Annotated in this window: 25 protein-coding genes; 1 reads left to right on the forward strand and 24 read right to left on the reverse strand. The window is 71.3% G+C overall.

The annotated features are described in order from the left end of the window. The 13 genes from metK to pyrR all read right to left on the reverse strand — a co-directional run. A partial coding sequence (gene metK / locus ACZ4VL_RS34905) for a methionine adenosyltransferase (RefSeq protein WP_452942430.1) occupies window positions 1-802 on the reverse strand: 802 nt, incomplete at its 3' end. Between the two features lie 196 nt (window positions 803-998). Further along, complete coding sequence (gene coaBC, locus ACZ4VL_RS34910; protein ID WP_468208360.1) at window positions 999-2,201, reverse strand: bifunctional phosphopantothenoylcysteine decarboxylase/phosphopantothenate--cysteine ligase CoaBC; 1,203 nt, start codon at window positions 2,199-2,201, stop codon at window positions 999-1,001. A 100-nt stretch (window positions 2,202-2,301) separates the two neighbouring features. Further along, on the reverse strand, window positions 2,302-2,574 hold the full coding sequence (rpoZ, locus tag ACZ4VL_RS34915) for a DNA-directed RNA polymerase subunit omega (RefSeq protein WP_114056739.1): 273 nt from the start codon (window positions 2,572-2,574) through the stop codon (window positions 2,302-2,304). A gap of 83 nt (window positions 2,575-2,657) precedes the next feature. Continuing rightward, complete coding sequence (gmk, locus tag ACZ4VL_RS34920; RefSeq protein WP_468208306.1) at window positions 2,658-3,221, reverse strand: guanylate kinase; 564 nt, start codon at window positions 3,219-3,221, stop codon at window positions 2,658-2,660. Between the two features lie 61 nt (window positions 3,222-3,282). Then, window positions 3,283-3,606 (reverse strand): integration host factor, encoded by a 324-nt coding sequence (locus ACZ4VL_RS34925; RefSeq protein WP_008740406.1) that lies wholly within the window; start codon window positions 3,604-3,606, stop codon window positions 3,283-3,285. Between the two features lie 281 nt (window positions 3,607-3,887). Next, a complete protein-coding gene (gene pyrF / locus ACZ4VL_RS34930; RefSeq protein WP_468208309.1) occupies window positions 3,888-4,724 on the reverse strand; it encodes an orotidine-5'-phosphate decarboxylase in 837 nt (278 codons plus the stop codon). After that, window positions 4,721-5,830 (reverse strand): quinone-dependent dihydroorotate dehydrogenase, encoded by a 1,110-nt coding sequence (locus tag ACZ4VL_RS34935; RefSeq protein WP_361091494.1) that lies wholly within the window; start codon window positions 5,828-5,830, stop codon window positions 4,721-4,723. Before ACZ4VL_RS34935 ends, pyrF begins: the two co-directional genes overlap by 4 nt. 88 nt (window positions 5,831-5,918) lie before the next feature. Beyond that, window positions 5,919-9,227 (reverse strand): carbamoyl-phosphate synthase large subunit, encoded by a 3,309-nt coding sequence (gene carB, locus ACZ4VL_RS34940; protein WP_468208313.1) that lies wholly within the window; start codon window positions 9,225-9,227, stop codon window positions 5,919-5,921. Beyond that, window positions 9,220-10,368 (reverse strand): glutamine-hydrolyzing carbamoyl-phosphate synthase small subunit, encoded by a 1,149-nt coding sequence (gene carA / locus ACZ4VL_RS34945; RefSeq protein ID WP_468208315.1) that lies wholly within the window; start codon window positions 10,366-10,368, stop codon window positions 9,220-9,222. Before carA ends, carB begins: the two co-directional genes overlap by 8 nt. Continuing rightward, window positions 10,365-10,946 (reverse strand): PH-like domain-containing protein, encoded by a 582-nt coding sequence (locus ACZ4VL_RS34950; RefSeq protein WP_468208318.1) that lies wholly within the window; start codon window positions 10,944-10,946, stop codon window positions 10,365-10,367. The genes carA and ACZ4VL_RS34950 overlap by 4 nt, the downstream gene beginning before the upstream one ends. Further along, window positions 10,943-12,229, reverse strand: coding sequence for a dihydroorotase (locus tag ACZ4VL_RS34955; RefSeq protein ID WP_468208321.1), 1,287 nt, complete (start codon window positions 12,227-12,229; stop codon window positions 10,943-10,945). Before ACZ4VL_RS34955 ends, ACZ4VL_RS34950 begins: the two co-directional genes overlap by 4 nt. Before the next feature lie 2 nt (window positions 12,230-12,231). Continuing rightward, window positions 12,232-13,224, reverse strand: a complete 993-nt coding sequence (locus ACZ4VL_RS34960) for an aspartate carbamoyltransferase catalytic subunit (protein WP_468208324.1) — start codon at window positions 13,222-13,224, stop codon at window positions 12,232-12,234. A gap of 141 nt (window positions 13,225-13,365) precedes the next feature. Continuing rightward, the gene (gene pyrR / locus ACZ4VL_RS34965) at window positions 13,366-13,962 is read right to left on the reverse strand and encodes a bifunctional pyr operon transcriptional regulator/uracil phosphoribosyltransferase PyrR (RefSeq protein WP_361091512.1); all 597 of its coding nucleotides are present in this window, start codon (window positions 13,960-13,962) and stop codon (window positions 13,366-13,368) included. 249 nt (window positions 13,963-14,211) lie between these two features. Between pyrR and bldD the strand changes: the two genes are divergently transcribed. Continuing rightward, window positions 14,212-14,712 (forward strand): transcriptional regulator BldD, encoded by a 501-nt coding sequence (gene bldD, locus ACZ4VL_RS34970; protein ID WP_030841550.1) that lies wholly within the window; start codon window positions 14,212-14,214, stop codon window positions 14,710-14,712. 191 nt (window positions 14,713-14,903) lie between these two features. Here bldD and nusB read toward each other — a convergent pair whose 3' ends face one another. The 11 genes from nusB to ruvX form a co-directional block, all read right to left on the reverse strand. After that, entirely contained in the window at window positions 14,904-15,335 is a 432-nt protein-coding gene (nusB, locus tag ACZ4VL_RS34975) for a transcription antitermination factor NusB (protein ID WP_361091516.1), read from the reverse strand. 2 nt (window positions 15,336-15,337) lie between these two features. Then, window positions 15,338-15,904 (reverse strand): elongation factor P, encoded by a 567-nt coding sequence (gene efp / locus ACZ4VL_RS34980; RefSeq protein ID WP_179173288.1) that lies wholly within the window; start codon window positions 15,902-15,904, stop codon window positions 15,338-15,340. A 60-nt stretch (window positions 15,905-15,964) separates the two neighbouring features. Further along, window positions 15,965-17,074 carry an aminopeptidase P family protein gene (locus ACZ4VL_RS34985; protein ID WP_468208328.1) on the reverse strand — a complete coding sequence of 370 codons (1,110 nt, stop codon included), beginning with the start codon at window positions 17,072-17,074 and terminating at the stop codon, window positions 15,965-15,967. Window positions 17,075-17,153: 79 nt separating this feature from the next. Then, on the reverse strand, window positions 17,154-17,954 hold the full coding sequence (locus ACZ4VL_RS34990) for an AAA family ATPase (protein ID WP_468208330.1): 801 nt from the start codon (window positions 17,952-17,954) through the stop codon (window positions 17,154-17,156). 77 nt (window positions 17,955-18,031) lie between these two features. Then, window positions 18,032-18,472 (reverse strand): type II 3-dehydroquinate dehydratase, encoded by a 441-nt coding sequence (aroQ, locus tag ACZ4VL_RS34995; RefSeq protein ID WP_468208332.1) that lies wholly within the window; start codon window positions 18,470-18,472, stop codon window positions 18,032-18,034. Next, complete coding sequence (gene aroB, locus ACZ4VL_RS35000; protein WP_361091529.1) at window positions 18,469-19,560, reverse strand: 3-dehydroquinate synthase; 1,092 nt, start codon at window positions 19,558-19,560, stop codon at window positions 18,469-18,471. The genes aroQ and aroB overlap by 4 nt, the downstream gene beginning before the upstream one ends. Next, window positions 19,557-20,075, reverse strand: a complete 519-nt coding sequence (locus tag ACZ4VL_RS35005) for a shikimate kinase (RefSeq protein WP_468208335.1) — start codon at window positions 20,073-20,075, stop codon at window positions 19,557-19,559. The genes aroB and ACZ4VL_RS35005 overlap by 4 nt, the downstream gene beginning before the upstream one ends. Beyond that, window positions 20,072-21,256, reverse strand: a complete 1,185-nt coding sequence (aroC, locus tag ACZ4VL_RS35010) for a chorismate synthase (RefSeq protein ID WP_468208338.1) — start codon at window positions 21,254-21,256, stop codon at window positions 20,072-20,074. The genes ACZ4VL_RS35005 and aroC overlap by 4 nt, the downstream gene beginning before the upstream one ends. A gap of 241 nt (window positions 21,257-21,497) precedes the next feature. Further along, on the reverse strand, window positions 21,498-22,328 hold the full coding sequence (locus tag ACZ4VL_RS35015; RefSeq protein WP_404238581.1) for a shikimate dehydrogenase: 831 nt from the start codon (window positions 22,326-22,328) through the stop codon (window positions 21,498-21,500). A 10-nt stretch (window positions 22,329-22,338) separates the two neighbouring features. Further along, window positions 22,339-24,003: an endolytic transglycosylase MltG gene (gene mltG / locus ACZ4VL_RS35020; RefSeq protein ID WP_468208341.1), complete on the reverse strand. Its 1,665-nt coding sequence runs from the start codon at window positions 24,001-24,003 to the stop codon at window positions 22,339-22,341. Window positions 24,004-24,234: 231 nt separating this feature from the next. Continuing rightward, window positions 24,235-24,705 carry a Holliday junction resolvase RuvX gene (gene ruvX / locus ACZ4VL_RS35025; RefSeq protein ID WP_468208343.1) on the reverse strand — a complete coding sequence of 157 codons (471 nt, stop codon included), beginning with the start codon at window positions 24,703-24,705 and terminating at the stop codon, window positions 24,235-24,237. Window position 24,706 lies beyond the last annotated feature (1 nt).

Raw genomic sequence — 24,706 nt, forward strand, 5'->3', positions numbered from 1 at the left:
TGTCGATGATGATCTTGCGGCCGGTGAGGCCGGCGTCGCCCATCGGGCCGCCGATCTCGAAGCGGCCGGTCGGGTTCACCAGCAGGCGGTAGCCGTCCGTGTCCAGCTTGATGCCGTCCTCGACGAGCTCCTTGAGCACGTGCTCGACGACGAACTCGCGGATGTCGGGAGCGAGCAGCGAGTCGAGGTCGATGTCGGAGGCGTGCTGCGAGGACACGACCACCGTGTCGAGGCGGACGGCCTTGTCGCCGTCGTACTCGATGGTGACCTGGGTCTTGCCGTCGGGGCGCAGGTACGGGATGGTCCCGTTCTTGCGGACCTCGGACAGGCGGCGGGAGAGCCGGTGCGCGAGGTGGATCGGGAGCGGCATCAGCTCGGGCGTCTCGTCGCACGCGTAGCCGAACATCAGGCCCTGGTCGCCGGCGCCCTGCTGGTCGAGCTCGTCCTCGTCGCCCTCGACACGCTGCTCGTAGGCGGTGTCGACACCCTGCGCGATGTCCGCGGACTGCGCGCCGATGGACACCGACACGCCGCAGGAGGCGCCGTCGAAGCCCTTCTTCGAGGAGTCGTAGCCGATCTCGAGGATCTTGTCGCGGACGAGCTGCGCGATCGGCGCGTACGCCTTCGTCGTCACCTCGCCGGCGATGTGCACGAGACCGGTCGTGATGAGCGTCTCCACGGCCACGCGCGAGGTCGGGTCCTCGGTGAGGAGCGCGTCGAGGATCGTGTCGCTGATCTGGTCAGCGATCTTGTCGGGGTGGCCCTCGGTGACGGACTCCGAGGTGAACAGGCGGCGGGACACATCGCTCCCTGGGGTTGCAGCGGCTGCTGGCTGATCATTTGGCGAAACCTTACCGGGGGCTGCGCCCGGTCACGTTCCGAATGCAGTTTATCGGTCGCCACCGTTTGCCGGACCACCCGTCTCGCCTTCTGGGAGGCGTGTGACCTGCGGCACTCCATTCTGGCTCATGGAATCGGCTGGGAGAAGAGCCCGTTCGTCAGGCGAGTCGCCGGGCCACTTGGTCCCAAATCGCGTCCGCCAGGGCTTCCTTGGGACCGTCGGGGACGGCGATCTCCTGACCATCAGAGGAAAGGATCACCGCTTCGTTCTCCTCCGAACCAAAGGTCTTCGTCTCACCGACCTCGTTCACGACGAGAAGATCACACTTCTTGCGGAGGAGTTTGGCGCGACCGTTGGCCAGGACTTCGTCAGTTTCGGCGGCGAAGCCGACGACGACCTGCCCCTGCCGGGCCCGGTCGGCCGAGACCTCGGCGAGGACGTCGGGGTTGCGGACGAGGGCGACGGGGGCGGGCTCCTGGCCCTCCTGCTTCTTGATCTTGCCGGAGGCGTACGCGGCCGGCCGGAAGTCGGCCACGGCCGCGGCCATCACCACCACGTCGGCGTCGGAGGCCGCCTTGAGCACCGCCTCCCGCAACTGCACGGCCGTGCCGACGCGCACGACGTCGGCCCCGGCCGGGTCGGCGAGCGCGGTGTTGGCGGCGACGAGGGTCACCCGGGCGCCGCGGGCCACGGCGGTGCGGGCCAGCGCGTAGCCCTGCTTGCCGGAGGAGCGGTTGCCGAGGAAGCGGACCGGGTCGAGGGGCTCGCGGGTGCCGCCCGCGCTGATCACGACGTGGCGCCCGGCCAGGTCGGGCTCGGCCGCTCCGCGGGCCAGGACCCGGACGCAGACCTCGTAGATCTCCTCCGGGTCGGGCAGCCGGCCCTTGCCGGTGTCCTTGCCGGTGAGCCGGCCGACCGCCGGCTCGATCACGACGGCGCCGCGGCGGCGCAGCGTGGCCACGTTCTCCTGGGTGGCGGGGTGCTCCCACATCTCGGTGTGCATGGCGGGGGCGAAGACCACCGGGCAGCGGGCCGTGAGCAGGGTGTTGGTGAGCAGGTCGTCGGCCAGCCCGTGGGCGGCCTTGGCCAGCATGTCGGCGGTGGCGGGGGCGACGACGACGAGGTCGGCGGACTGGCCGATGCGCACGTGCGGCACCTCGTGGACGGTCTCCCAGACCTCCGTGCCGGCCGGGTTCCCGGAGAGGGCGGCCCAGGTGGCCTCGCCGACGAAGTTCAGGGCGGCCGCGGTCGGGACCACCCGTACGTCATGGCCCGATTCGGTCAGCCGGCGCAGCAGCTCGCACGCCTTGTAGGCGGCGATGCCGCCGCTCACCCCGAGCACGACCTTCGGCTTGACCACCACACACGCCCCTTCGACTGACCGTTGCTACGTACCAATGACACACCACAGGCCCGGCAGGTGTGCTGCCGGGCCTGTGGTGCAGGGAATTCTCGGTGCCTTACTGGACCGGGGCCTCGATGGCCTCGGAGGTCAGCAGACCCGCGTTGATCTCGCGCAGCGCGATCGAAAGCGGCTTCTCGTGGACGTGGGTGTCCACCAGGGGGCCGACGTACTCGAGCAGGCCCTCACCGAGCTGCGAGTAGTACGCGTTGATCTGACGCGCGCGCTTGGCCGCGTAGATCACGAGGCTGTACTTCGAGTCCGTGGCCTCGAGCAGCTCGTCGATCGGCGGGTTGATGATGCCCTCGGGCGCGGTGATGGAAGAGGACACGCTCTACCTTCCGAAGATTACGGGTGAAAGATCAGTCGCCGGTCGATCGGGTCATCCGGAGCGGATGGGGCGTCGGCCGACGGTCACACAACGTCCATCAAGGCTAGCAGCTCGCGCGCCACGTCCTCGACGGAGGTGTTGACCAGGGTGGTGTCGAACTCGGACTCGGCCGCCAGCTCGACCTTGGCGGACTGCAGGCGGCGCTCGATGACCTCGGCGGACTCGGTGCCCCGGCCGGTGAGCCGGCGGACCAGCTCCTCCCAGCTCGGCGGCGCCAGGAAGACCAGCTGGGCCTCGGGCATCGACTCGCGGACCAGGCGGGCGCCCTGGAGATCGATCTCCAGGAGGACGGGCTCGCCGTTCTCCAGGCGCTCGGTCACCGCGCCGCGCGGTGTGCCGTAGCGGTTGCCCGCGAATTCGGCCCACTCCAGCAGCTCGCCGTTGGCGATCAGCTTGTCGAACTCGTCGTCGTTGACGAAGAAGTAGTGGACTCCGTGTCGCTCACCGGGCCGCGGCTTGCGGGTGGTGGCCGACACCGAGAGCCACACCTCGGGGTGGACCTTGCGCATATGCGCGACGACCGTGCTCTTGCCGACCCCCGAGGGGCCGGAGAGCACGGTCAGCCGCGGACGAACCTCTGCTGCCATAGAGCGATTATCCAGGTTCTCGGGACTGCCTGAGAACGCCGGACGAACTCCGGGCGGCACGTCAGCCGGCAGGGGTGCCGAACTCACGCTCCAGGGAGGCGATCTGGTTGGAGCCGAGACCTCGGACACGCCGGGACTCGGAGATGCCGAGGCGCTCCATGATCTGCTTGGCGCGGACCTTGCCCACACCAGGCAGGGACTCCAGCAGGGCGGAGACCTTCATCTTGCCGATGACGTCGTTCTCCTGGCCCGTCTTGATGACCTCTTGGAGCGAGGCGCCGGAGTGCTTGAGTCGATTCTTCACCTCGGCCCGCTCCCGGCGAGCCGCGGCGGCCTTTTCGAGCGCGGCTGCGCGCTGTTCAGGGGTAAGGGGCGGAAGAGCCACGCCTACGTCACCTCGGATGTCGAACTGTCGGATATACGGACCGGTGGGGAACCCGAGGGCGCCACACCAGGCGAGTGCGCGAACAGCGGTGGAACTCGTTCGCTGCTCGTTCACTCTGGTCGGAGACTAGCGGCCGCGGCCGCTCCAGTCAGCGAGAACAGACGAAAAGTCCTGGTCAGCCTCCACTGAACCGTACATCACGGACAAACTACCCCGGTTTTGTCCGGTGAAAGACGTTCGATTTTCGTCAGACCGTACGACGAGCACCCCGGTCGGCGCCGTCAGGAGGCAACGGCCTTCCGGATCTCGTCCGCGAAACGGAATGCCGATTCGCGCAGCGCGCCGGCGTCCGGACCGTGTCGCAGCACCCCGCGCGACACGTTCGGGACGACGTTGCGCACGGCCGTCCCGAAGACCCGCGGCAGATCGGCCGCCTCGGCACCCTGCGCGCCGATGCCGGGGGCGAGCAGCGGACCGTTGATGTCCAGGTCGAAGGAGGACAGGTCGCCCAGGGTCGCGCCGACGACCGCACCGAAGGACCCCATGGGGGCGGCGCCCGCGTTCTCCTCGGCGAGGTGGGCCAGCATGGTCGCGCCGATGGTCCGGCCGTCCTCGCGGACCGCCCGCTGGACCTCGGCGCCCTCCGGGTTCGAGGTCAGGGCGAGGACGAACAGGCCGGCGCCGGAGGCGCGGGCCAGCTCCACGGCGGGGGCCAGCGAGCCGTAGCCCAGGTACGGGGAGACCGTCAGGGCGTCGGAGAACAGCGGCGAGTCCTGGTGCAGGAAGGTCTCGGCGTACGCGGCCATGGTGGAGCCGATGTCGCCGCGCTTGGCGTCCATGACGACGAGGGTGCCGGCGGCGCGGGCGTCGGCGACGGTCTGCTCCAGCACCGCGATGCCGCGCGAGCCGAAGCGCTCGAAGAAGGCCGCCTGCGGCTTGAACACGGCCACCGAGTCGGCGAGCGCCTCGACGACGGTGCGGGAGAACCGCTCCAGGCCGGCGACGTCGTCGTTCAGCCCCCAGGAGGACAGCAGGGAGGCGTGCGGGTCGATGCCGACGCAGAGCGGGCCCCGCTCGTCCATGGCGGAGCGCAGGCGGGTGCCGAAGGAGGGGTTCACTGGGCGGCCTTTCGGGTCTCGGCGCCGACGGCCTCGGCGAGGGTGGCGTACGGGCTGGCGGCGAGGCGTGCGGCCAGGCCCTTGTGGATGGCGCGGGCGTAGAACGGGCCCTCGTAGATGAACGCGCTGTAGCCCTGGATGAGCGTGGCACCCGCCAGGATCCGCTGCCAGGCGTCCTCGGCGTTCTCGATGCCCCCGACGCCCACGAGGACCAGGCGGTCGCCCACGCGGGCGTACAGGCGGCGCAGGACCTCCAGGGAGCGCTGCTTGACGGGGGCGCCCGACAGGCCGCCGGTCTCCTTGACCAGGGCGGGGTCGGACTTCAGGCCGAGGCCCTCGCGGGCGATGGTGGTGTTGGTGGCGATGATGCCGTCCAGGCCGAGCTCCAGGGCGAGGTCGGCGACCGCGTCCACGTCCTCGTCGGCGAGGTCGGGCGCGATCTTCACCAGGAGCGGGACGCGCCGGTCGGTGACGGTGCGGTCGGCGGCCTCGCGGACGGCCGTCAGCAGCGGGCGCAGGGACTCGGTGGCCTGGAGGTTGCGCAGGCCCGGGGTGTTCGGCGAGGAGACGTTGACGACGAGGTAGTCGGCGTGCCGGGCCAGGCGCTCGGTGGAGGTGACGTAGTCCGCCACGGCCTCCTCCTCCGGCACGACCTTGGTCTTGCCGATGTTGACCCCGACGACGGTCCGGAAGACCGCCTTGCGGGCCGCCAGGCGGGCCGCCACGGCCGCGGAGCCCTCGTTGTTGAAGCCCATCCGGTTGATCAGCGCGCGGTCCGGCACGAGGCGGAACAGCCGCTTCTTGGGGTTGCCGGGCTGGGCCTGGGCGGTGACGGTGCCGATCTCGACGTGGTCGAAGCCGAGCATGGACATGCCGTCGATGGCCACGGCGTTCTTGTCGAAGCCCGCGGCGAGGCCGAAGGGGCCGTGCATGCGCAGGCCGAGGGCCTCGGTGCGCAGCTCCTGGTGCCGCGGGGCGAGGGCGGCCGCGGCGAAGGTGCGCAGGACGGGGGTGCGGGCGGCCAGGCGGATCCAGCGGAAGGCCAGGTAGTGGGCCTCCTCCGGGTCCATCCGCTTGAAGACCAGGTTGAAGAACAGCTTGTACATGGTTCGGAAGATCCCTCGTGCGCTCATGGGGAGGGGGACACCACCGCGCGTCGCGCTCGTGGTGTCCCCCTGTTGTCCGTACGGGCCGTCAGTCGCGGGCGGCGGTCAGGTGTTCGGCGTGCTCCTGGAGGGAGCGGACGCCGACCTCGCCGTGGCCGAGGGCCTCGATGCCCTGGACGGCCGCGGCGAGTGCCTGGACCGTGGTGAGGCACGGGACGCCGCGGGCCACGGCCGCGGTGCGGATCTCGTAGCCGTCGAGGCGGCCGCCGGTGCCGTACGGGGTGTTGACGATCAGGTCGACCTGGCCGTCGTGGATGAGCTGGACGATGGTCTTCTCGCCGCCGGGGCCCTCGCCCTCGCTGAGCTTGCGCACCACGGTGGCGTTGATGCCGTTGCGGCGCAGCACCTCGGCGGTGCCGGAGGTGGCGAGCAGCTCGAAGCCGTGGGCGACGAGCTCGCGGGCCGGGAAGATCATCGAGCGCTTGTCGCGGTTGGCGACGGAGATGAACGCGCGGCCCTTGGTGGGCAGCGGGCCGTAGGCGCCGGCCTGCGACTTGGCGTAGGCCGTGCCGAAGACCGAGTCGATGCCCATGACCTCGCCGGTGGAGCGCATCTCCGGGCCGAGGACGGTGTCCACGCCGCGGCCGTGGATGTCGCGGAAGCGCGACCACGGCATCACGGCCTCCTTGACGGAGATCGGCGCGTCGAGCGGCAGGGTGCCGCCGTCGCCGGTCCTCGGCAGCATGCCCTCGGCGCGCAGCTCGGCGATGGTGGCGCCGAGCGAGATGCGGGCGGCGGCCTTCGCGAGCGGGACCGCGGTCGCCTTCGAGGTGAAGGGGACGGTGCGGGAGGCGCGCGGGTTGGCCTCCAGCACGTAGAGGATGTCGCCGGCCATCGCGAACTGGATGTTGATCAGGCCGCGGACGCCGACGCCCTGGGCGATGGCCTCGGTGGAGGCGCGCAGGCGCTTGATGTCGAAGCCGCCGAGGGTGATCGGGGGCAGGGCGCAGGCGGAGTCGCCGGAGTGGATGCCGGCCTCCTCGATGTGCTCCATGACGCCGCCGAGGTAGAGCTCGGTGCCGTCGTAGAGGGCGTCGACGTCGATCTCGATCGCGTCGTCGAGGAAGCGGTCGACCAGCACGGGGCGGGTCGGGGAGATCTCGGTGGACTCGGCGATGTACGCCTCCAGGCGCGCCTCGTCGTAGACGATCTCCATGCCGCGGCCGCCGAGCACATAGGACGGGCGGACGAGGACCGGGTAGCCGATCTCGTCGGCGATCGCCTTCGCGCCCGCGAAGGTGGTGGCGGTGCCGTGCTTGGGGGCGGGCAGGCCGGCCTCGGCCAGGACCCGGCCGAAGGCGCCGCGGTCCTCTGCGGCGTGGATGGCCTCGGGCGAGGTGCCGACGACCGGGACGCCGTTGTCCTTGAGCGCCTGGGCGAGACCCAGCGGGGTCTGGCCGCCGAGCTGGACGACGACGCCGGCGATGGGGCCGGCCAGCGACTCGGCGTGGACGATCTCCAGCACGTCCTCGAGCGTCAGCGGCTCGAAGTACAGGCGGTCGGAGGTGTCGTAGTCCGTCGAGACGGTCTCGGGGTTGCAGTTGACCATCACGGTCTCGTAGCCGGCGTCGCTCAGGGCGAAGGAGGCGTGGACGCAGGAGTAGTCGAACTCGATGCCCTGGCCGATGCGGTTCGGGCCGGAGCCCAGGATGATCACCGCGGGCTTCTCGCGCGGGGCGACCTCGGACTCCTCGTCGTAGGACGAGTAGAAGTACGGAGTCTTCGCGGCGAACTCGGCGGCGCAGGTGTCGACCGTCTTGTAGACCGGGCGGACGCCGAGGGCGTGGCGCAGCTCGCGGACGACGTCCTCGCGCAGGCCGCGGATCTCGGCGATCTGGGCGTCGGAGAAGCCGTGCCGCTTGGCCTCTGCGAGCAGCTCGGGGTCGAGCCGCTCGGCGGAGGCGAGCTCGTCGGCGAGCTCCTTGATCAGGAAGAGCTGGTCGACGAACCACGGGTCGATCTTCGTGGCCTCGAACACCTCCTCCTGGGTGGCGCCGGCGCGGATGGCCTGCATGACGGTGTTGATGCGGCCGTCGGTCGGGCGGACCGCGGCCAGGAGCAGTTCGGCCTTGTCGCCGGCCTCGCCGGTGAAGGCGAACTGCGAGCCCTTCTTCTCCAGGGAGCGCAGGGCCTTCTGGAGGGCCTCGGTGAAGTTGCGGCCGATGGCCATGGCCTCGCCGACCGACTTCATGGTGGTGGTGAGGGTGGCGTCGGCGGCCGGGAACTTCTCGAAGGCGAAGCGGGGGGCCTTGACGACGACGTAGTCGAGGGTCGGCTCGAAGGAGGCCGGCGTCTTCTCGGTGATGTCGTTGGGGATCTCGTCGAGCGTGTAGCCGACGGCCAGCTTGGCGGCGATCTTGGCGATCGGGAAGCCGGTGGCCTTGGAGGCGAGCGCCGAGGACCGGGAGACGCGCGGGTTCATCTCGATGACGATGATGCGACCGTCGTCCGGGTTGACCGCGAACTGGATGTTGCAGCCGCCGGTGTCGACGCCCACCTCGCGGATGATCGCGATGCCGATGTCGCGCAGGCGCTGGTACTCGCGGTCGGTGAGGGTCATCGCGGGGGCGACGGTGATGGAGTCGCCGGTGTGGACGCCCATCGGGTCGAAGTTCTCGATGGAGCAGACGACCACGACGTTGTCGGCCTTGTCGCGCATCAGCTCCAGCTCGTACTCCTTCCAGCCGAGGATGGACTCCTCCAGGAGCACCTCGGTGGTCGGGGAGAGCGTGAGGCCCTGGCCGGCGATGCGGCGCAGCTCGTCCTCGTCGTGGGCGAAGCCGGAGCCGGCGCCGCCCATGGTGAACGAGGGGCGGACGACGACGGGGTAGCCGCCGAGGGTGTCCACGCCGGCGACGACCTCGTCCATGGTGTGGCAGATGACCGAGCGGGCGGACTCGCCGTGGCCGATCTTGCGGCGGACCTCCTCGACGACCTCCTTGAAGAGGTCGCGGTCCTCGCCCTTGTTGATGGCCTCGACGTTGGCGCCGATGAGCTCGACGTTGTACTTCTCCAGCACCCCCTGCTCGTGCATGGAGATGGCGGTGTTCAGGGCCGTCTGGCCGCCGAGGGTGGGCAGGAGGGCGTCGGGGCGCTCCTTGGCGATGATCTTCTCGACGAACTCGGGGGTGATCGGCTCGACGTAGGTGGCGTCGGCGATCTCCGGATCGGTCATGATCGTCGCGGGGTTGGAGTTGACCAGGATGACCCGCAGGCCCTCGGCCTTGAGGATGCGGCAGGCCTGGGTCCCGGAGTAGTCGAACTCAGCGGCCTGGCCGATGACGATCGGGCCGGAGCCGATGACCAGGACGGACTGGATATCGGTGCGCTTAGGCACGCTCGGCCTCCATCAGGGATACGAAGCGGTCGAAGAGGTACGCGGCGTCGTGCGGGCCCGCGGCCGCCTCGGGGTGGTACTGGACGCTGAAGGCCGGCTGGTCGAGCAGCTGGAGGCCCTCCACCACGTTGTCGTTGAGGCAGACGTGGGAGACCTCGGCGCGGCCGTAGGGGGTCTCGGAGACCTTGTCGAGGGGCGCGTCGACGGCGAAGCCGTGGTTGTGCGCGGTGACCTCGACCTTGCCGGTGGTGCGGTCCTGGACCGGCTGGTTGATGCCGCGGTGGCCGTACTTCAGCTTGTAGGTGCCGAAGCCGAGGGAGCGGCCGAGGATCTGGTTGCCGAAGCAGATGCCGAAGAGCGGCGTCCGGCGCTCCAGGACGCCCTGCATGACGGAGACGGCGTGGTCGGCGGTGGCCGGGTCGCCGGGGCCGTTGGAGAAGAACACGCCGTCCGGGGAGACCGCGTAGACGTCCTCGACGGTGGCGGTGGCGGGCAGCACGTGGACCTCGATGCCGCGCTCGGCCATCCGGTGCGGGGTCATGCCCTTGATGCCGAGGTCGACGGCGGCGACGGTGAACTTCTTCTCGCCGATCGCGGGGACGACGTACGGCTCCTTGGTGGCGACCTCGGCGGAGAGGTCGGCGCCCTTCATCTGGGGGGACGCCTGGACGCGGGCCAGCAGGACCTCGTCGCGGACGCCTTCGAAGGCCTCGCCGGAGAAGATGCCGACGCGCATGGCGCCACGCTCGCGCAGGTGGCGGGTGAGGGCGCGGGTGTCGATGCCGCTGATGCCGACGACGCCCTGGGCGGCGAGCTCCTCGTCCAGGGAGCGCTTGGCGCGCCAGTTGGAGGGGATGCGGGCGGGGTCGCGGACGACGTAGCCGGAGACCCAGATGCGCGCGGACTCGGGGTCCTCGTCGTTGACGCCGGTGTTGCCGACGTGCGGGGCGGTCATCACGACGACCTGCCGGTGGTACGACGGGTCGGTGAGGGTCTCCTGGTAGCCGGTCATCCCGGTGGAGAACACGGCCTCGCCGAAGGTCTCCCCCACTGCGCCGTAGGCGCGGCCGCGGAAGGTGCGACCGTCCTCAAGGACGAGTACGGCGGGAGCTTTGGCTGCTCCCCTGGTGGAGGTCGTCATCGTTCGGCGCCTTCCGTCGTGGTGGATGTGTTCATGGAATGGATGGCTTCGACCCAGGCGGCGTGTTCGGCCGCCCGGTCGGAGCGGAATCCGGAGTCGATCAGCGTGTCGCCGTGCGCCCAGGTGACGACGAGCAGACCGCCCTCGGTGAGTACCTTGCCCGCGATCCCCTTGTCGAGGCGGGCGCCGCGCAGCTGCGCGGCCGGTACGAAGAAGTCGGTGGCACCCGGACGGACCACTTCGAGGCCCTCGTCCGTGAGCGTGAGTTCGACGCGGCTGCGCACGCCCAGACCGTGGGCGACGATCCGGTCGAGCCACTGCCCGGCGGTGGTGGACCCGTGGTACCGGCCGGTGAGGGCCAGCCGGTGCTCGGGGAGTCCGCCGGGGGCGGCGGGCAGGTCCGGCAGGCCGCTCTGCAGGGCGCCGCGCCATTTCCAGCCCTGCCGCATCAGCCAGTACACGAAGGCGATGAAGACGAGCAGACCGATCACCCACGCGATGCGGGCACCCCAGTCCGTCACCTCCGCCGACTTCCGTTCGGCGGCCTCTGCGGCCAGTCGGATTGCTCCAGGTGTCACGCCAGTTTCCCGTCCACGACCGTTGTACGGCCCCGCAGGAAGGTGTGAGTGACGCGTCCCGGAAGCTCGCGGCCCTCGTAGGGCGTGTTGCGGCTGCGGGAGGCGAACTGTGCGGGGTCCACGACACCACGGTACGAGGTGTCGACGAGCACCAGGTTCGCGGGTTCACCTGCCGAGACGGGGCGTCCGTGGTGCGGGAGGCCGCCGATGCGGGCCGGGGCGAAGGACATGCGCTCGGCGACGCCGGCCCAGTCGAGGAGGCCGGTCTCGACCATCGTCTGCTGGACGACGGAGAGGGCGGTCTCCAGGCCGACCATGCCCATGGCGGCCGCGGCCCACTCGCAGTCCTTGTCCTCGTGCGGGTGCGGGGCGTGGTCGGTGGCGACGATGTCGATCGTGCCGTCGGCGAGGGCCTCGCGCAGGGCCAGCACGTCGCGCTCGGTGCGCAGCGGCGGGTTGACCTTGTAGACGGGGTTGTAGGAGCGGACCAGCTCGTCGGTGAGGAGGAGGTGGTGCGGGGTGACCTCGGCGGTGACGTCGATGCCGCGGGACTTGGCCCAGCGGACGATCTCGACGCTGCCGGCGGTGGAGAGGTGGCAGATGTGGACGCGGGAGCCGACGTGCTCGGCGAGGAGGACGTCGCGGGCGATGATCGACTCTTCGGCGACGGCGGGCCAGCCGCCGAGGCCCAGCTCGGCGGAGACGATGCCCTCGTTCATCTGGGCGCCCTCGGTGAGGCGGGGCTCCTGGGCGTGCTGGGCGATGACGCCGCCGAAGGCCTTCACGTACTCCAGGGCGCGGCGCATGATCACGGCGTCGTCGACGCACTTGCCGTCGTCGGAGAAGACGGTGACCTTGGCGGCGGACTCGTGCATGGCGCCGAGCTCGGAGAGCTTCTTGCCCTCCAGGCCGACGGTGACGGCGCCGATGGGCTGCACGTCGCAGTAGCCGTGCTCCTTGCCGAGGCGCCAGACCTGCTCGACGACGCCGGCGGTGTCGGCGACGGGGAACGTGTTCGCCATGGCGAAGACGGCCGTGTAGCCGCCGGACGCGGCGGCGCGGGTGCCGGTCAGGACGGTCTCGGAGTCCTCGCGGCCGGGCTCGCGCAGGTGGGTGTGGAGGTCGACGAGGCCCGGGAGGAGGACCTGGCCGGCGGCCTCGATGACGGTGGCGCCGTCGGCGGGCAGGTCCTGCCCGACCTCGGCGATGGTCTCGCCGTCGATCAGGACGTCCTGCGCCTCGCCGCCGAGGACCTTCGCACCGCGGATAAGGATCTTGGTCATGGTTACTTGGTCTCCTCGGTGCGGGCGGGGGCGGTGCTGGTGGTGACGGCGGGCTCGGAGCCGCCGAGCAGCAGGTACAGGACGGCCATGCGGATGGACACGCCGTTGGCGACCTGCTCGACGACCGTGCAGCGGTCGGAGTCGGCGACCTCGGCGGTGATCTCCATGCCGCGGACCATGGGCCCGGGGTGCATGACGACGGCGTGCTCGGGCATCTTCGCCATCCGGGCGCCGTCCAGCCCGTAGCGGCGGGAGTACTCGCGCTCGGTGGGGAAGAAGGCGGCGTTCATCCGTTCGCGCTGCACGCGCAGCATCATGACGGCGTCGGACTTGGGCAGCACCTCGTCGAGGCTGTAGGAGACCTCGCAGGGCCAGGTGCCGACGCCGACGGGCAGCAGGGTGGGCGGGGCCACGAGGGTGACCTCTGCGCCGAGGGTGTGCAGCAGGTCGACGTTGGAGCGGGCGACGCGGCTGTGCAGGACGTCGCCGACGAGGGTGATCCGGCGGCCGTCGAGGCCCTTGCCGAGGCCGGCGTCGCGGCCGACGAGGCGGCGGCGCATGGTGAAGGCGTCCAGGAGGGCCTGGGTGGGGTGCTGGTGGGTTCCGTCGCCGGCGTTGATGACGGGCGCGTCGATCCAGCCGGAGGTGGCGAGCCGGTAGGGGGCGCCGGAGGCGTGGTGGCGGATGACGACGGCGTCGACGCCCATCGCCTCCAGGGTCTGGGCGGTGTCCTTGAGGGATTCGCCCTTGGACACCGAGGAGCCCTTGGCCGCGAAGTTGATGACGTCGGCGGAGAGCCGCTTCTCGGCGGCCTCGAAGGAGATCCGGGTGCGCGTGGAGTCCTCGAAGAACAGGTTGCAGATCGTGCGGCCGCGGAGGGTCGGCAGCTTCTTTATCGGCCGGTCGGCGATCCGGGCCATTTCCTCGGCGGTGTCGAGGATCAGGACGGCGTCGTCGCGCGTCAGGTCGGCGGCCGAGATGAGGTGGCGCTTCATCTGGGTGCTCCGTAAGTCGGGAGAGGGCAGAGCGGCGGGGCTGGCTCGCCGGCGTGCGGGCAGGGCAGGCCGGCGCGCGGGCCCCGGGAACGGGGCCCATCACTCGTACGGGCGTACGGGGGTCCGTGGGTACGGCTACGGCTACTGGGCGGCCGCGGGGGCGGTCTGCTGGCCGAGCAGTACGGCGTCACGGCCGTCCTCCTCATCGAGCTGGACCTTGACGGTCTCCCGCAGCGACGTGGGGAGGTTCTTGCCGACGTAGTCCGCGCGGATCGGCAGCTCGCGGTGGCCGCGGTCGACGAGGACCGCGAGCTGCACGGCGCGGGGACGGCCGAGGTCGCCGAGGGCGTCGAGGGCGGCCCGGATGGTGCGGCCGGAGAAGAGGACGTCGTCGACGAGGACGACGAGGCGGCCGTCGATGTCGTCACCGGGGATCTCGGTGCGGCCGATGGCGCGGGCCGGCTTCATCCGCAGGTCGTCGCGGTACATGGTGATGTCGAGGGAACCGACCGGGATCTTCGATCCGGTGATCTCTTCGAGCTTGGCGGCCAGCCTGCGGGCGAGGAACACGCCGCGGGTGGGAATGCCGAGGAGCACCACGTCGTCGGCGCCCTTGGCGCGTTCGACGATCTCGTGGGCGATGCGGGTCAAGACCCGCGCGATGTCCTGTGCCTCGAGCACGGGGCGCATCGCGTCGGTGCCGACAGCACCGTCGTTCTGGGCAGCCTGAGCGTCCATGGAAAGGACCTCCTTCTCCGCCTCACGGGACGGACCTTAAAGGACGTCTGTACAACGCCGTCCACGTTACCAGGGGGATCGGTGTGCAACCGAACCGGGGCGGTGCGCGGCCGCTCGTACGTGGGCGAGCGACGCCATTCGGCTTGACGCATCCAAGTCACGCTGCGTAACCTCACAGTGAGTTACCAGCCGCGCGGCGGAGCCGCATGGTCTCCATGTAGTCACAGCGTCACAGCGTCCGGGAGCGTTATGTCCAGCGAATACGCCAAACAGCTCGGGGCCAAGCTCCGCGCCATCCGCACCCAGCAGGGCCTCTCCCTCCACGGTGTCGAGGAGAAGTCGCAGGGCCGTTGGAAGGCCGTGGTGGTCGGTTCGTACGAGCGCGGGGACCGCGCCGTGACCGTCCAGCGTCTTGCCGAGCTGGCGGACTTCTACGGGGTGCCGGTGCAGGAACTGCTGCCGGGCACCACCCCCGGCGGTGCGGCCGAGCCGCCGCCGAAGCTGCGTCTCGACCTGGAGCGCCTGGCGGGCGTACCCGCCGAGAAGGCCGGCCCGCTCCAGCGTTACGCGGCGACCATCCAGAGCCAGCGCGGCGACTACAACGGCAAGGTGCTGTCGATCCGCCAGGACGACCTGCGCACGCTTGCGGTCATCTACGACCAGTCGCCCTCGGTCCTGACCGAGCAGCTGATCAGCTGGGGCGTCCTGGATGCGGACGCGCGTCGCGCCGTGGCGCACGAGGACGCCTGATCCCGGTCCCCCGGGACCAGCAGAAACGTTACCGGTGTGGGCCGGGAGCCTGAAGGGGCTCCCGGCCCGCACCGGTTTTCGCGTCCGTGGCACCGTACGCCTTGCGACGGGCGCGGGAGCGGACGGACGAAGGGGCCCGCTGCGCTGCTGCGCTGCGGGCCCCTGCGTCGTGCCGGCGGCTGCCGAGGGCTCTACTCGCCCCGGCGCAGGCTCGGCTTCAGGTCCTTGAAGCGGGCCAGGAGGCCGTTGACGAACGCGGGCGACTCGTCCGTGGAGAACTCCTTGGCCAGCTGCACGGCCTCGTCGATGGCCACGGCGTCCGGGGTGTCGTCCACCCAGATCAGCTCGTACGCACCGAGCCGCAGGATGTTCCGGTCGGCGACCGGCATGCGGTCGAGCTCCCAGTCCACGGCGTAGGTGACGATCAGGTCGTCGATGCGGTTCACCTTGTCGGCGTAGCCCTCGACGAGGTCCATCGTGAAGGCGTTGACCGGCGGCTGCCGGTCGTCCGACCGCGCGTGGCGGACCCAGTCCGCGAGGACCTCGCGCACGGGCACCCCGCGCTGGTCGGCCTCGAAGAGGATCTGGAAGGCGCGCTTGCGCGCGTTGCTGCGGGCAGCCACGGTTAGCTGCTCACCCGGCCGAGGTAGTCGCTGGTGCGGGTGTCGACCTTGACCTTCTCGCCCGTGGTGACGAAGAGGGGGACCTGGATCTCGTGGCCGGTCTCCAGGGTCGCCGGCTTGGTGCCGCCGGTGGAGCGGTCGCCCTGGACGCCCGGGTCGGTGTGCTGGATGGTCAGCTCGACCGCGGCCGGGAGCTCGACGTAGAGCACCGAGCCCTCGTGCTGGGCCACGGAGGCGGTGAAGCCCTCGATGAGGAAGTTGGCGGCGTCGCCGACGGCCTTGCGGTCGACGTGCAGCTGGTCGTACGTCTGCATGTCCATGAAGACGAAGTAGTCGCCGTCCATGTACGAGAACTGCATGTCGCGGCGGTCGATGGTGGCGGTCTCGACCTTCACGCCCGCGTTGAAGGTCTTGTCGACGACCTTGCCGGAGAGCACGTTCTTGAGCTTGGTGCGCACGAAGGCCGGGCCCTTGCCGGGCTTGACGTGCTGGAACTCGACGACGGACCAGAGCTGGTCACCGTCGAGCTTGAGCACCATGCCGTTCTTGAGGTCGTTCGTGGAAGCCACGGTTGCGGAATCTCCTGCACTGGAAGGCCAGGGGTGCGCGCCTTAGCCCGGCACACCGGACTACAGTGCGAGCAGCTCCTTGGTCGTAATGGTGAGTAGCTCGGGACCGCCGTCCGCCTCGGGGCGTACGACGAGCGTGTCATCGATCCGGACTCCGCCCCGGCCCGGGAGGTGGACCCCCGGTTCGACGGTGACCGGCACGCAAGCGTCCAGTTTACCCATTGCCGTAGGTGCAAGCTGCGGGTCCTCGTCGATTTCCAGGCCGACTCCGTGCCCGGTCGAGGGCGCGAGGGCCTCCCCGTGGCCCGCGGAGTCGAGGACGGAGCGGGCCGCACGGTCCACGTCCCGGTAGGCGGCTCCGGGCAGCAGGGCCTCCCGCCCGGCCCGCTGGGCGGCGAAGACGACGTCGTACAGCTCGATCTGCCAGTCGGCGGGGCTGGTGCCGATCACGAAGGTCCGGCCGATCTCGCAGCGGTAGCCGCGGTAGTTCGCCCCGAGGCACACGGAGAGGAAGTCGCCCTCCTCGACGCGGCGGTCGGAGGGCCGGTGCCGGGAACGCCCGGAGTGGGGCCCGGTGCCGACGGAGGTCGGGAAGGCCGGGCCGTCGGCCCCGTGGTCGACGAGCCGGCGCTCCAGTTCCAGGGCCAGGTGGCGTTCGGTGCGGCCGACGAGGATCGACTCCAGCAGTTCGCCCAGGGCCTGGTCGGCGATCTCGGCGGCGATCCGCAGGCAGGCGATCTCCTCCTCGTCCTTGACCAGGCGCTGCTGTTCCACGGCGGTGCCGAGGTCGGTGAGCCTCAGCTTGGGCGCGACGGATCCCAGGGCGCGGTGCCGGGCCACGGTGAGGTGGTGCTCCTCGACCGCGAGGGACTCGGTGTTCGCCGATCCGGCCAGGTCGGCGGCGGCGACCGCGGCGTCGGCGCCCGGGGTGGGCAGGGTGCTGACCGCGAGCCGTTCGTCGAGGCGTCCCTCGTCGAGCTCCCCGGTGGGCGGCCCGACGGTGAACAGGGTGTCCTCGGCTCCCGGTCCGACGAGCAGGACGGCGCCGCGCGGGGATCCCCCGGCGAGGTAGCGGACGTTCGCCGGACGCGTGATCAGTGCGGCGGCGTTCCCGGCGGCGGCACAGCGGTCGCGAAGCAGGCCACGGCGGGCCGCGTACACGTCTGACATGTCTTCGAGACTACGAGCGACCGGCGCATCCGGCCCGGTGGGCACCTCCGTCCGGGGCCGGCCCCGGGCGGGCGGCGGGTCAGAAGGCGGAGGCGGTGATCGCGCGGGCCAGGGCCTCGTCCATGGCCCGGGCGGTGCCCTCCACGTCCAGGTCGGAGTTGTCGATGATCGGCAGGCCGGAGCCGTACCAGCCGGCCATCCGGCCGTGGATCCGGGCGACCTCCTCGTCGGAGAGGCGGCGGTTGCCCGAGCGCTGGGCGTTGCGCTCCAGGACGATCTCCAGGCCGGGCAGCAGCACCACCGGCAGCAGGGCCGGGCCGACGTGGCGCTTCCATCCGCCGAGGCCCACGACGGGGCGGTCGGGGAAGACGGCGTCGTCGAGGATGCAGGAGATCCCGTTGGCCAGGAAGTTGCGGGCGGCGAAGCCGCAGGTGCGGCGGGCCAGCCGGTACTGGGCCTCGGACTGGTCGTTCCAGCCGGCCTGGGGGTCGGCGAAGCCCGAGCAGACCCACTCGCGGACGTCGTCGAGGCTGATGTGCGCGGTGGGCACGGGCCGCGAGCCCGCCCAGTGCCGGGCGACCGTGGTCTTGCCGGCGCCGGCCGGCCCGATGAGCAGGACGGCCAGCACGGCCGTGCCCGTGCCGCCGCCCGCCCCCGGCCCGGCGGCTGCGGGGACGGGAGCGGCCGCGACGGGCGGCAGCGGGATGTGGCCGGTGGCGTCCGACCCGGGCGGCGGCAGGTGCGGCGGCACCTGCGGGTGCGGGTGCGGGGGCGGGGGCCAGCCCTGCGCGGGCGGTATCGGCGGCTGCGGGGGCACCGCCGGCTGGTGTCCCGGCGGGCCCCAGCCACCGCTGCCGGCCGCCCCCACTCCCTGGTGCATCCGCTGCCACTCCGTCTCGTTCCACCCACTGATGCGAGAACGTTATATGACTGCGGCGGTGCCGCCCACCAGCACCGTCAGCGGTCGACTTCGTCCGCGAGGGCCCGCAGCGCCAGCCGGTACGAGCCGATCCCGAAGCCCGCCACCGTGCCCGTCGCCACCGAGGCGATGACGGACGTGTGCCGGAACTCCTCCCGGGCGTACGGGTTCGAGATGTGCACCTCGATCAGGGGGGCGGTGCGCTGGGCGGCCGCGTCCCGCATGCCGTACGAGTAGTGCGTGAACGCACCGGGGTTGATGACCACCGGGACCTTCCCGTCGGCCGCCTCGTGGAGCCAACGGATCATCTCGCCCTCGTCGTTGGTCTCGCGGACCTCGACGTCGAAGCCGAGCTCCGCGCCCAGCTCCCGGCAGGTCTCGACGAGCCCGGCGTACGAGGTGGCCCCGTACACGTCGGGCTCGCGGGAGCCGAGCCGGCCGAGGTTGGGGCCGTTCAGCACCAGGACCCGGCGGGTCATGCCGACACCTCGCCGTAGGCGGCGATCAGGTGCGCCGGGTCGGGGCCCTCCAGCACGGTCGGCTTGGCCAGGCCGTCGAGGACGATGAAGCGCAGCAGGTTGCCGCGGGACTTCTTGTCGACCTGCATGGTCTGGAGCAGCTTGGGCCACTGGTCGCCGCGGTAGGTGAGCGGCAGGCCGACAGAAGCCAGGATCTGCTTGTGCCGTTCGGCGGTGGCGTCGTCCAGGCGGCCCGCGAGCCGGCCGAGTTCGGCGGCGAAGACCATGCCGACCGAGACGGCCGCGCCGTGCCGCCACTTGTAGCGCTCGTTCTTCTCGATGGCGTGCGCGAGGGTGTGGCCGTAGTTGAGGATCTCCCGCAGGCCCGACTCCTTCAGGTCGCTGGAGACGACGTCCGCCTTGACCTGGATGGAGCGGACGATGAGCTCCGCGGTGTGCGGACCGTCCGGGGTGCGGGCGGCGGCCGGGTCCTCCTCGATCAGGTCGAGGATGGCGGGGTCGGCGATGAAGCCGGCCTTGATGATCTCGGCGAGGCCGCTGACGTAGTCGTTGACCGGCAGCGATTCGAGCGCCGCGAGGTCGCACAGCACGCCGGCGGGCGGGTGGAAGGAGCCCACCAGGTTCTTGCCCTCGGCCGTGTTGATGCCGGTCTTGCCGCCGACGGCCGCGTCGACCATCGCGAGGACGGTGGTCGGCACGGCGATCCAGCGCACGCCGCGCAGCCAGGTGGCCGCGACGAAGCCGGCCAGGTCGGTGGTGGCCCCGCCGCCGACGCCGACGATCACGTCGGTGCGGGTGAAGCCGGACTGGCCGAGCGCCTTCCAGCAGTACGCGGCCACCTCGGCCGTCTTGGCCTCCTCGGCGTTCGGCACCTGGATGGCGATCGCCTCGTAGCCCTGGTCGGCGAGGTCGTCGCGCAGGGCCTCGCCGGTCGAGGCCAGCGCCTCGGGGTGGATCACGGCGACCCGCTGGGCCTTGGTGCCGATCAGCGCGCCGAGCTCGCCGAGCAGCTGCCGGCCGACCAGCACGTCGTACGGGTCGTGGCCGGCGCTTCCGCCGACGTGGATCCGCGTCACCTGGTCTGTCATACGTCCTTCAACTCCAGAGCGTCGAGGACCGCCTGGGCGACCTCTTCGGGGGTGCGGTCGTCGGTGGGCACCTCGACGCGCGCGACTTCGGTGTACAGGGGGCGGCGGGCCTCCATCAGCTCGCGCCACTGGCGGCGCGGGTTGACGGCGAGCAGCGGGCGGGCGGCGCCCAGGCCGACGCGCCGGACGGCCTCCTCGACGTCCATCGAGAGGTAGGCGACCGGCAGGTCGGCCAGCAGCCGGCGGGTGCCCTCGTCGAGGACGGCGCCGCCGCCGAGGGCGAGGACTCCGGTGTGCTCGGCGACGGCCGCGGCGACCGCCTGCCGTTCCAGCTCACGGAAGTACGGCTCGCCCTCGTCGACGAAGATGTCCGAGACGGGACGGCCCTGGGCCGCCACGATGTCGGCGTCCGTGTCCCGGTAGGGGACGCCGAGCCGCCGGGCCAGCAGCTCCCCCACCGTGGACTTGCCGGATCCCATGGGGCCGACGAGGACGACCAGAGGTCCGCCGGTCACCGGATCTGCAGGTTGTCGAGGTACGACTGCACGTTGCGGCGGGTCTCGGTCACCGAGTCGCCGCCGAACTTCTCCACCACGGCGTCCGCGAGGACCAGCGCGACCATGGCCTCGGCGACGATGCCGGCCGCGGGGACGGCGCAGACGTCGGAGCGCTGGTGGTGCGCGGCCGCCGCCTCGCCGGTGGCGACGTCGATGGTGGCCAGGGCGCGCGGGACGGTCGCGATGGGCTTCATCGCGGCGCGGACGCGCAGCAGCTCGCCGGTGGTCAGGCCGCCCTCGGTGCCACCGGAGCGGCCGGAGGTGCGCTTGATGCCGTCGGGGGTGGCGACGATCTCGTCGTGGGCCTGGGAGCCGGGGACGCGGGCGAGTTCGAAGCCGTCGCCGACCTCGACGCCCTTGATCGCCTGGATGCCCATCAGCGCCGCGGCGAGGCGGGCGTCGAGGCGGCGGTCCCAGTGGACGTGCGAGCCGAGGCCGACCGGGACGCCGTAGGCGAGGACCTCGACGACGCCGCCGAGGGTGTCGCCGTCCTTGTGGGCCTGGTCGATCTCCGCGACCATCGCCTTCGAGGCGTCCGCGTCCAGGCACCGCACCGGGTCGGCGTCCAGCTTCTCGACGTCCGCCGGGGTCGGGTAGACGCCGTACGGGGCCTTCGCCGCGGCAAGCTCGACGACGTGCGAGACGATCTCGATGCCGGCGGCCTCCTTCAGGAAGGAACGCGCCACCGCGCCGAGGGCGACGCGGGCGGCGGTCTCACGGGCGCTGGCGCGCTCCAGGATCGGCCGGGCCTCGTCGAAGCCGTACTTCTGCATGCCGGCCAGGTCGGCGTGGCCCGGGCGCGGCCGGGTCAGCGGCGCGTTGCGGCCGGTCTCCTTCAGCTCCGAGGGGTCGACGGGGTCGGCCGACATGACCTTCTCCCACTTCGGCCACTCGGTGTTCCCGACCATCACGGCGACGGGCGAGCCCAGGGACAGCCCGTGCCGGACACCGCCCAGGAACGTCACCTCGTCCTGCTCGAACTTCATCCGCGCACCACGCCCGTACCCGAGCCGGCGCCGCGCCAGGTGGTCGGCAACCAGCTCCGTGGTCACCGGAACGCCGGCGGGAAGCCCCTCCAGCGTCGCCACCAGCGCCGGACCGTGCGACTCCCCAGCGGTCAGCCAACGCAACCTGCTCAACGATGCTCCTCATGCTCGCGCCTGGTACAGCGGCGGCGCGGTCCTGGGGGCACCTCCCAGCGGTAGCTGGGGGCGCGCGGCCCGGACCCGCCATACCCGATCCTCCCACGTCCGGGCCGGTGCGCCGGTCCCGGTCCAGCTGGCGGGACGGTGGTGCACCCGTCCCACCCTGGTCGGTGCCGCCGTGCCCGGGCAAGATCGGCCGCCGCAGTGCATCAGGTGTGCCCGCGGGGTGCGGGATTCAGTGGTGCCGGTCGCGCAGGGCGGCCTCACCCGCGGCACGCATCGCGGCCAGCGGCCCGGCGGGGCAGCCGGTCATCTGCTCGACCTGGAGGACCGCCTGGTGGACCAGCAGGTCCAGCCCGCCGAGGAGTCGGCCACCACGCTCGGACCAGGCGGCGGCGAGGGCGGTCGGCCAGGGCTCGTAGAGCACGTCGAAGAGGGTGCCGGGGGCGTCCGGGACGGCGCTGACCAGCTTGTCCGTGGCGCCGGCCGGAGTGGTGGCGATCACCAGGGGGGCGGTGAGTGCTTCGGCGGCGTGCGACCACTCCTCGGTGCGGACGGGAACGCCGAGCCGCTCGCCCCACTGGAGCATCTCGTCGGCGCGCAACCGCGAGCGGACGTAGGCGGTGACCTCGCCGGTGCAGATCCGGGCGAGGGCGGCCAGGGCGGAGGAGGCGGTGGCGCCGGCGCCGAGGATGGCGGCGCTCTCCACCTTGTCGACGCCGCGCTCGTGGAGGGCGGCGACGATCCCGGGGATGTCGGTGTTGTCGCCGAGGCGGCGGCCGTCCTCGGTGAGGACGACCGTGTTGACCGCCTCGACGGCGGCGGCGGTGTCGCTGATGCCGTCGAGCAGCGGGATGATCGCCCGCTTGAGCGGCATGGTCAGGGACAGTCCGGCCCACTCGGGGCCGAGGCCGGAGACGAACTCGGGGAGCGCGGCCTCGTCGACCTCGAAGCGGTCGTAGGACCAGTCGGCGAGGCCGAGCTCCTGGTACGCGGCGCGGTGCAACACCGGTGAGAGTGAGTGCTCGATCGGTGAACCCAGCACCGCGGCCCGTATGCGTGACATCTGTTCCTACCTACCCGCCGGTCTTCTGCTGCTTCTGACGCGCGTTGAAATCCGCGACCAGTTTCTCGTGTTCGGCGAAGGTCTTGGTGAAGGTCGTCGTGTTTCCGTCGACCGACACGAAGAACATCCAGCCGCCCTTGTCGGGGTCGAGTGCGGCGTTGAGGGCTTCGCTGCCCGGGTTGCTGATCGGTCCCGGGGTGAGGCCCTTGTAGAGGTAGGTGTTGTAGGGGTTGTCGAGCTTGCGCGTCTCCTCGCGGGAGACGTTGATGTTGCTCGTGCCCTTGAGGTAGTTGATCGTCGAGTCGAACTCGAGCTTCTGGTTCGTGACGTCGTTGGTCTTCTTCAGGCGGTTGTAGATGACCTCGGACATCTTGCGGTAGTCGTCGTGCTTGTTGCCCTCGACCTGCACCAGGCTCGCGACCGTGACCAGCTGGAGCGGGGTGTCCAGGCCCAGGGACTTCGCCTTGGCCTCGAAGCCGAGGTTCGCGTACTGGTCGCTGGCGTTCCGGACCATCTGCTTGAGCAGCGTTTCGGGGGTCGTTTCCTTGGTGACGTCGTAGCGCGCCGGGAACAGGAACCCTTCCAGCGGGTCCTTGATCTTCTGGTTGTCGGCGGCCCAGGCGGGCAGGCCGAGGCCCTTCGGGTCGCGCTTGGCGATCTCCGCCGTGGTGCCCGCGGGCTTCTGGAGCTTCTTGTCGATCATCTCGTACACCTCGACGGCCCGCTTGCCCTCGGGGAGGACGAGGACGTTGAGCTTCGAGGGGTCGATCATCACCTTGACGGCGGCCGCGGCCGACATCTTCTTCTTGAGCGTGTAGACGCCGGGCTGGATGGAGGTGCCCCTCGTGTTCGCCGTGGCGGCGGCGACGAACGCCTCCGTGCTGGCGACCACGCCGTGCTCCTTGAGGATGCGGCCCATCGCCATGAGCCCGGCACCGTTGGGGATCTGCACCTCGACGGACTCGGAGGTGCCCTCGCCCGTGTAGTCCTCGGCCGCGCCGAACCGCGCCTTGAGGTAGTTGTAGCCGTAGTAGCCGCCACCGCCGACCAGACCGACGATCACGAGGGATGCGACCAGGCAGGCGGCGCCGCTCCGCTTCGGCTTGTCCTTGCCCTTCCCCTTGCCCTTGGAACGGCCGGCGCGGCGCCCGCCGCGGCCTCCGTCGGCCGCCGAGGCGGTGTCCTCGTCCTCGTCGTCCTCGTCGCCCTCGGGTTCCGCTTCCGGATCGGGAGCTGGGCGGCGGCGGCCCGGGGGCTCCGGCGGCGGGTAGGACTCCTCGGTGCCGTACGTGTCGGGGGCCTCGCCCGGATAGCCGCCCGCGGGCTGCTGGGCGTAGGGCTCCGCGCCTGCGTACGGGTCGGCGGCCGGGTAGGCGTCGTGCGCCTGCGGGTCCGGCTCCGGGTACGCCTGGGGGACCTGCTGGGGCTGCTGGGCCTGCGGATCGGCCATGGCGTACTGGCCCTGACCGGTGTCCCAGGGCTGGCCGCCGTAGGTCTGCTGCTGTTGCTGCTGCGGGTGCGCGTGCTGCGGGCCGTGCGGGTGCATCTGCTGGGCCTGCTGCGGGGCGGGGTAGCCCTGCATCTGGTCCGGGTACGGGCCCTGCTGGTGCTGGGCGTACTGCTGCTGGTACTGCGGCTCCTGCGGATACTGCTGCTGCGGGCCGCCGTAAGGCATCTGGCCCTGCTGGGCCTCGTGCCCGTTCCACCCGGGGTCGCCGTACAGCGGATCCCCCGGGTGCCACGGTTCGGAGCCAGGGCCCCGGCCATATTCAGTCATCGATCCCCTAGAGCCGCGAGACGGAGTGCTCATGGCTCGCGCCGCCAAGGCACCCGGTTCCGCCTCTGAAGTGGTGGGCGACGACTGTTCGAATGTCGCCGCGTCTCGCGGAACGTTACCGTACCGCGATCAGACAACCACTTCGACGCACTCGCCAGGCGGATTACCCGATACCCGTTCGGTCTCAAGAGCGTTCTGAAGGATCACCACGGCGGCGGCCTGGTCGATGACCGAGCGGCCCTTCTTGGCGTTGCGGCCGGAGGCCCGCAGGCCCTGGGCCGCGGTGACCGTGGTCATCCGCTCGTCCACCAGGCGGACCACCACCGGCTTGATGCCCTTGGCGAGTTCGGTGGCGAAGGCCCGCACCTTGGCCGCGGCCGGCCCTTCCCGCCCGCTGAGCGAGCGGGGCAGACCGACCACGACCTCCAGGGGTTCGTACTCCTCGACGAGCTGCCGCAGCCGCCGGTGGGCGAAGGGGATGTCCCGGCCCGGAACGGTTTCCACCGGTGTGGCGAGCACCCCGTCGGGGTCGCAGGTGGCGACCCCGATCCGGGCGTCCCCGACGTCGATGGCGATACGGCGACCGCGGCGCAGTGTCATG

It is taken from the genome of Streptomyces sp. NPDC029014, from assembly GCF_055564695.1.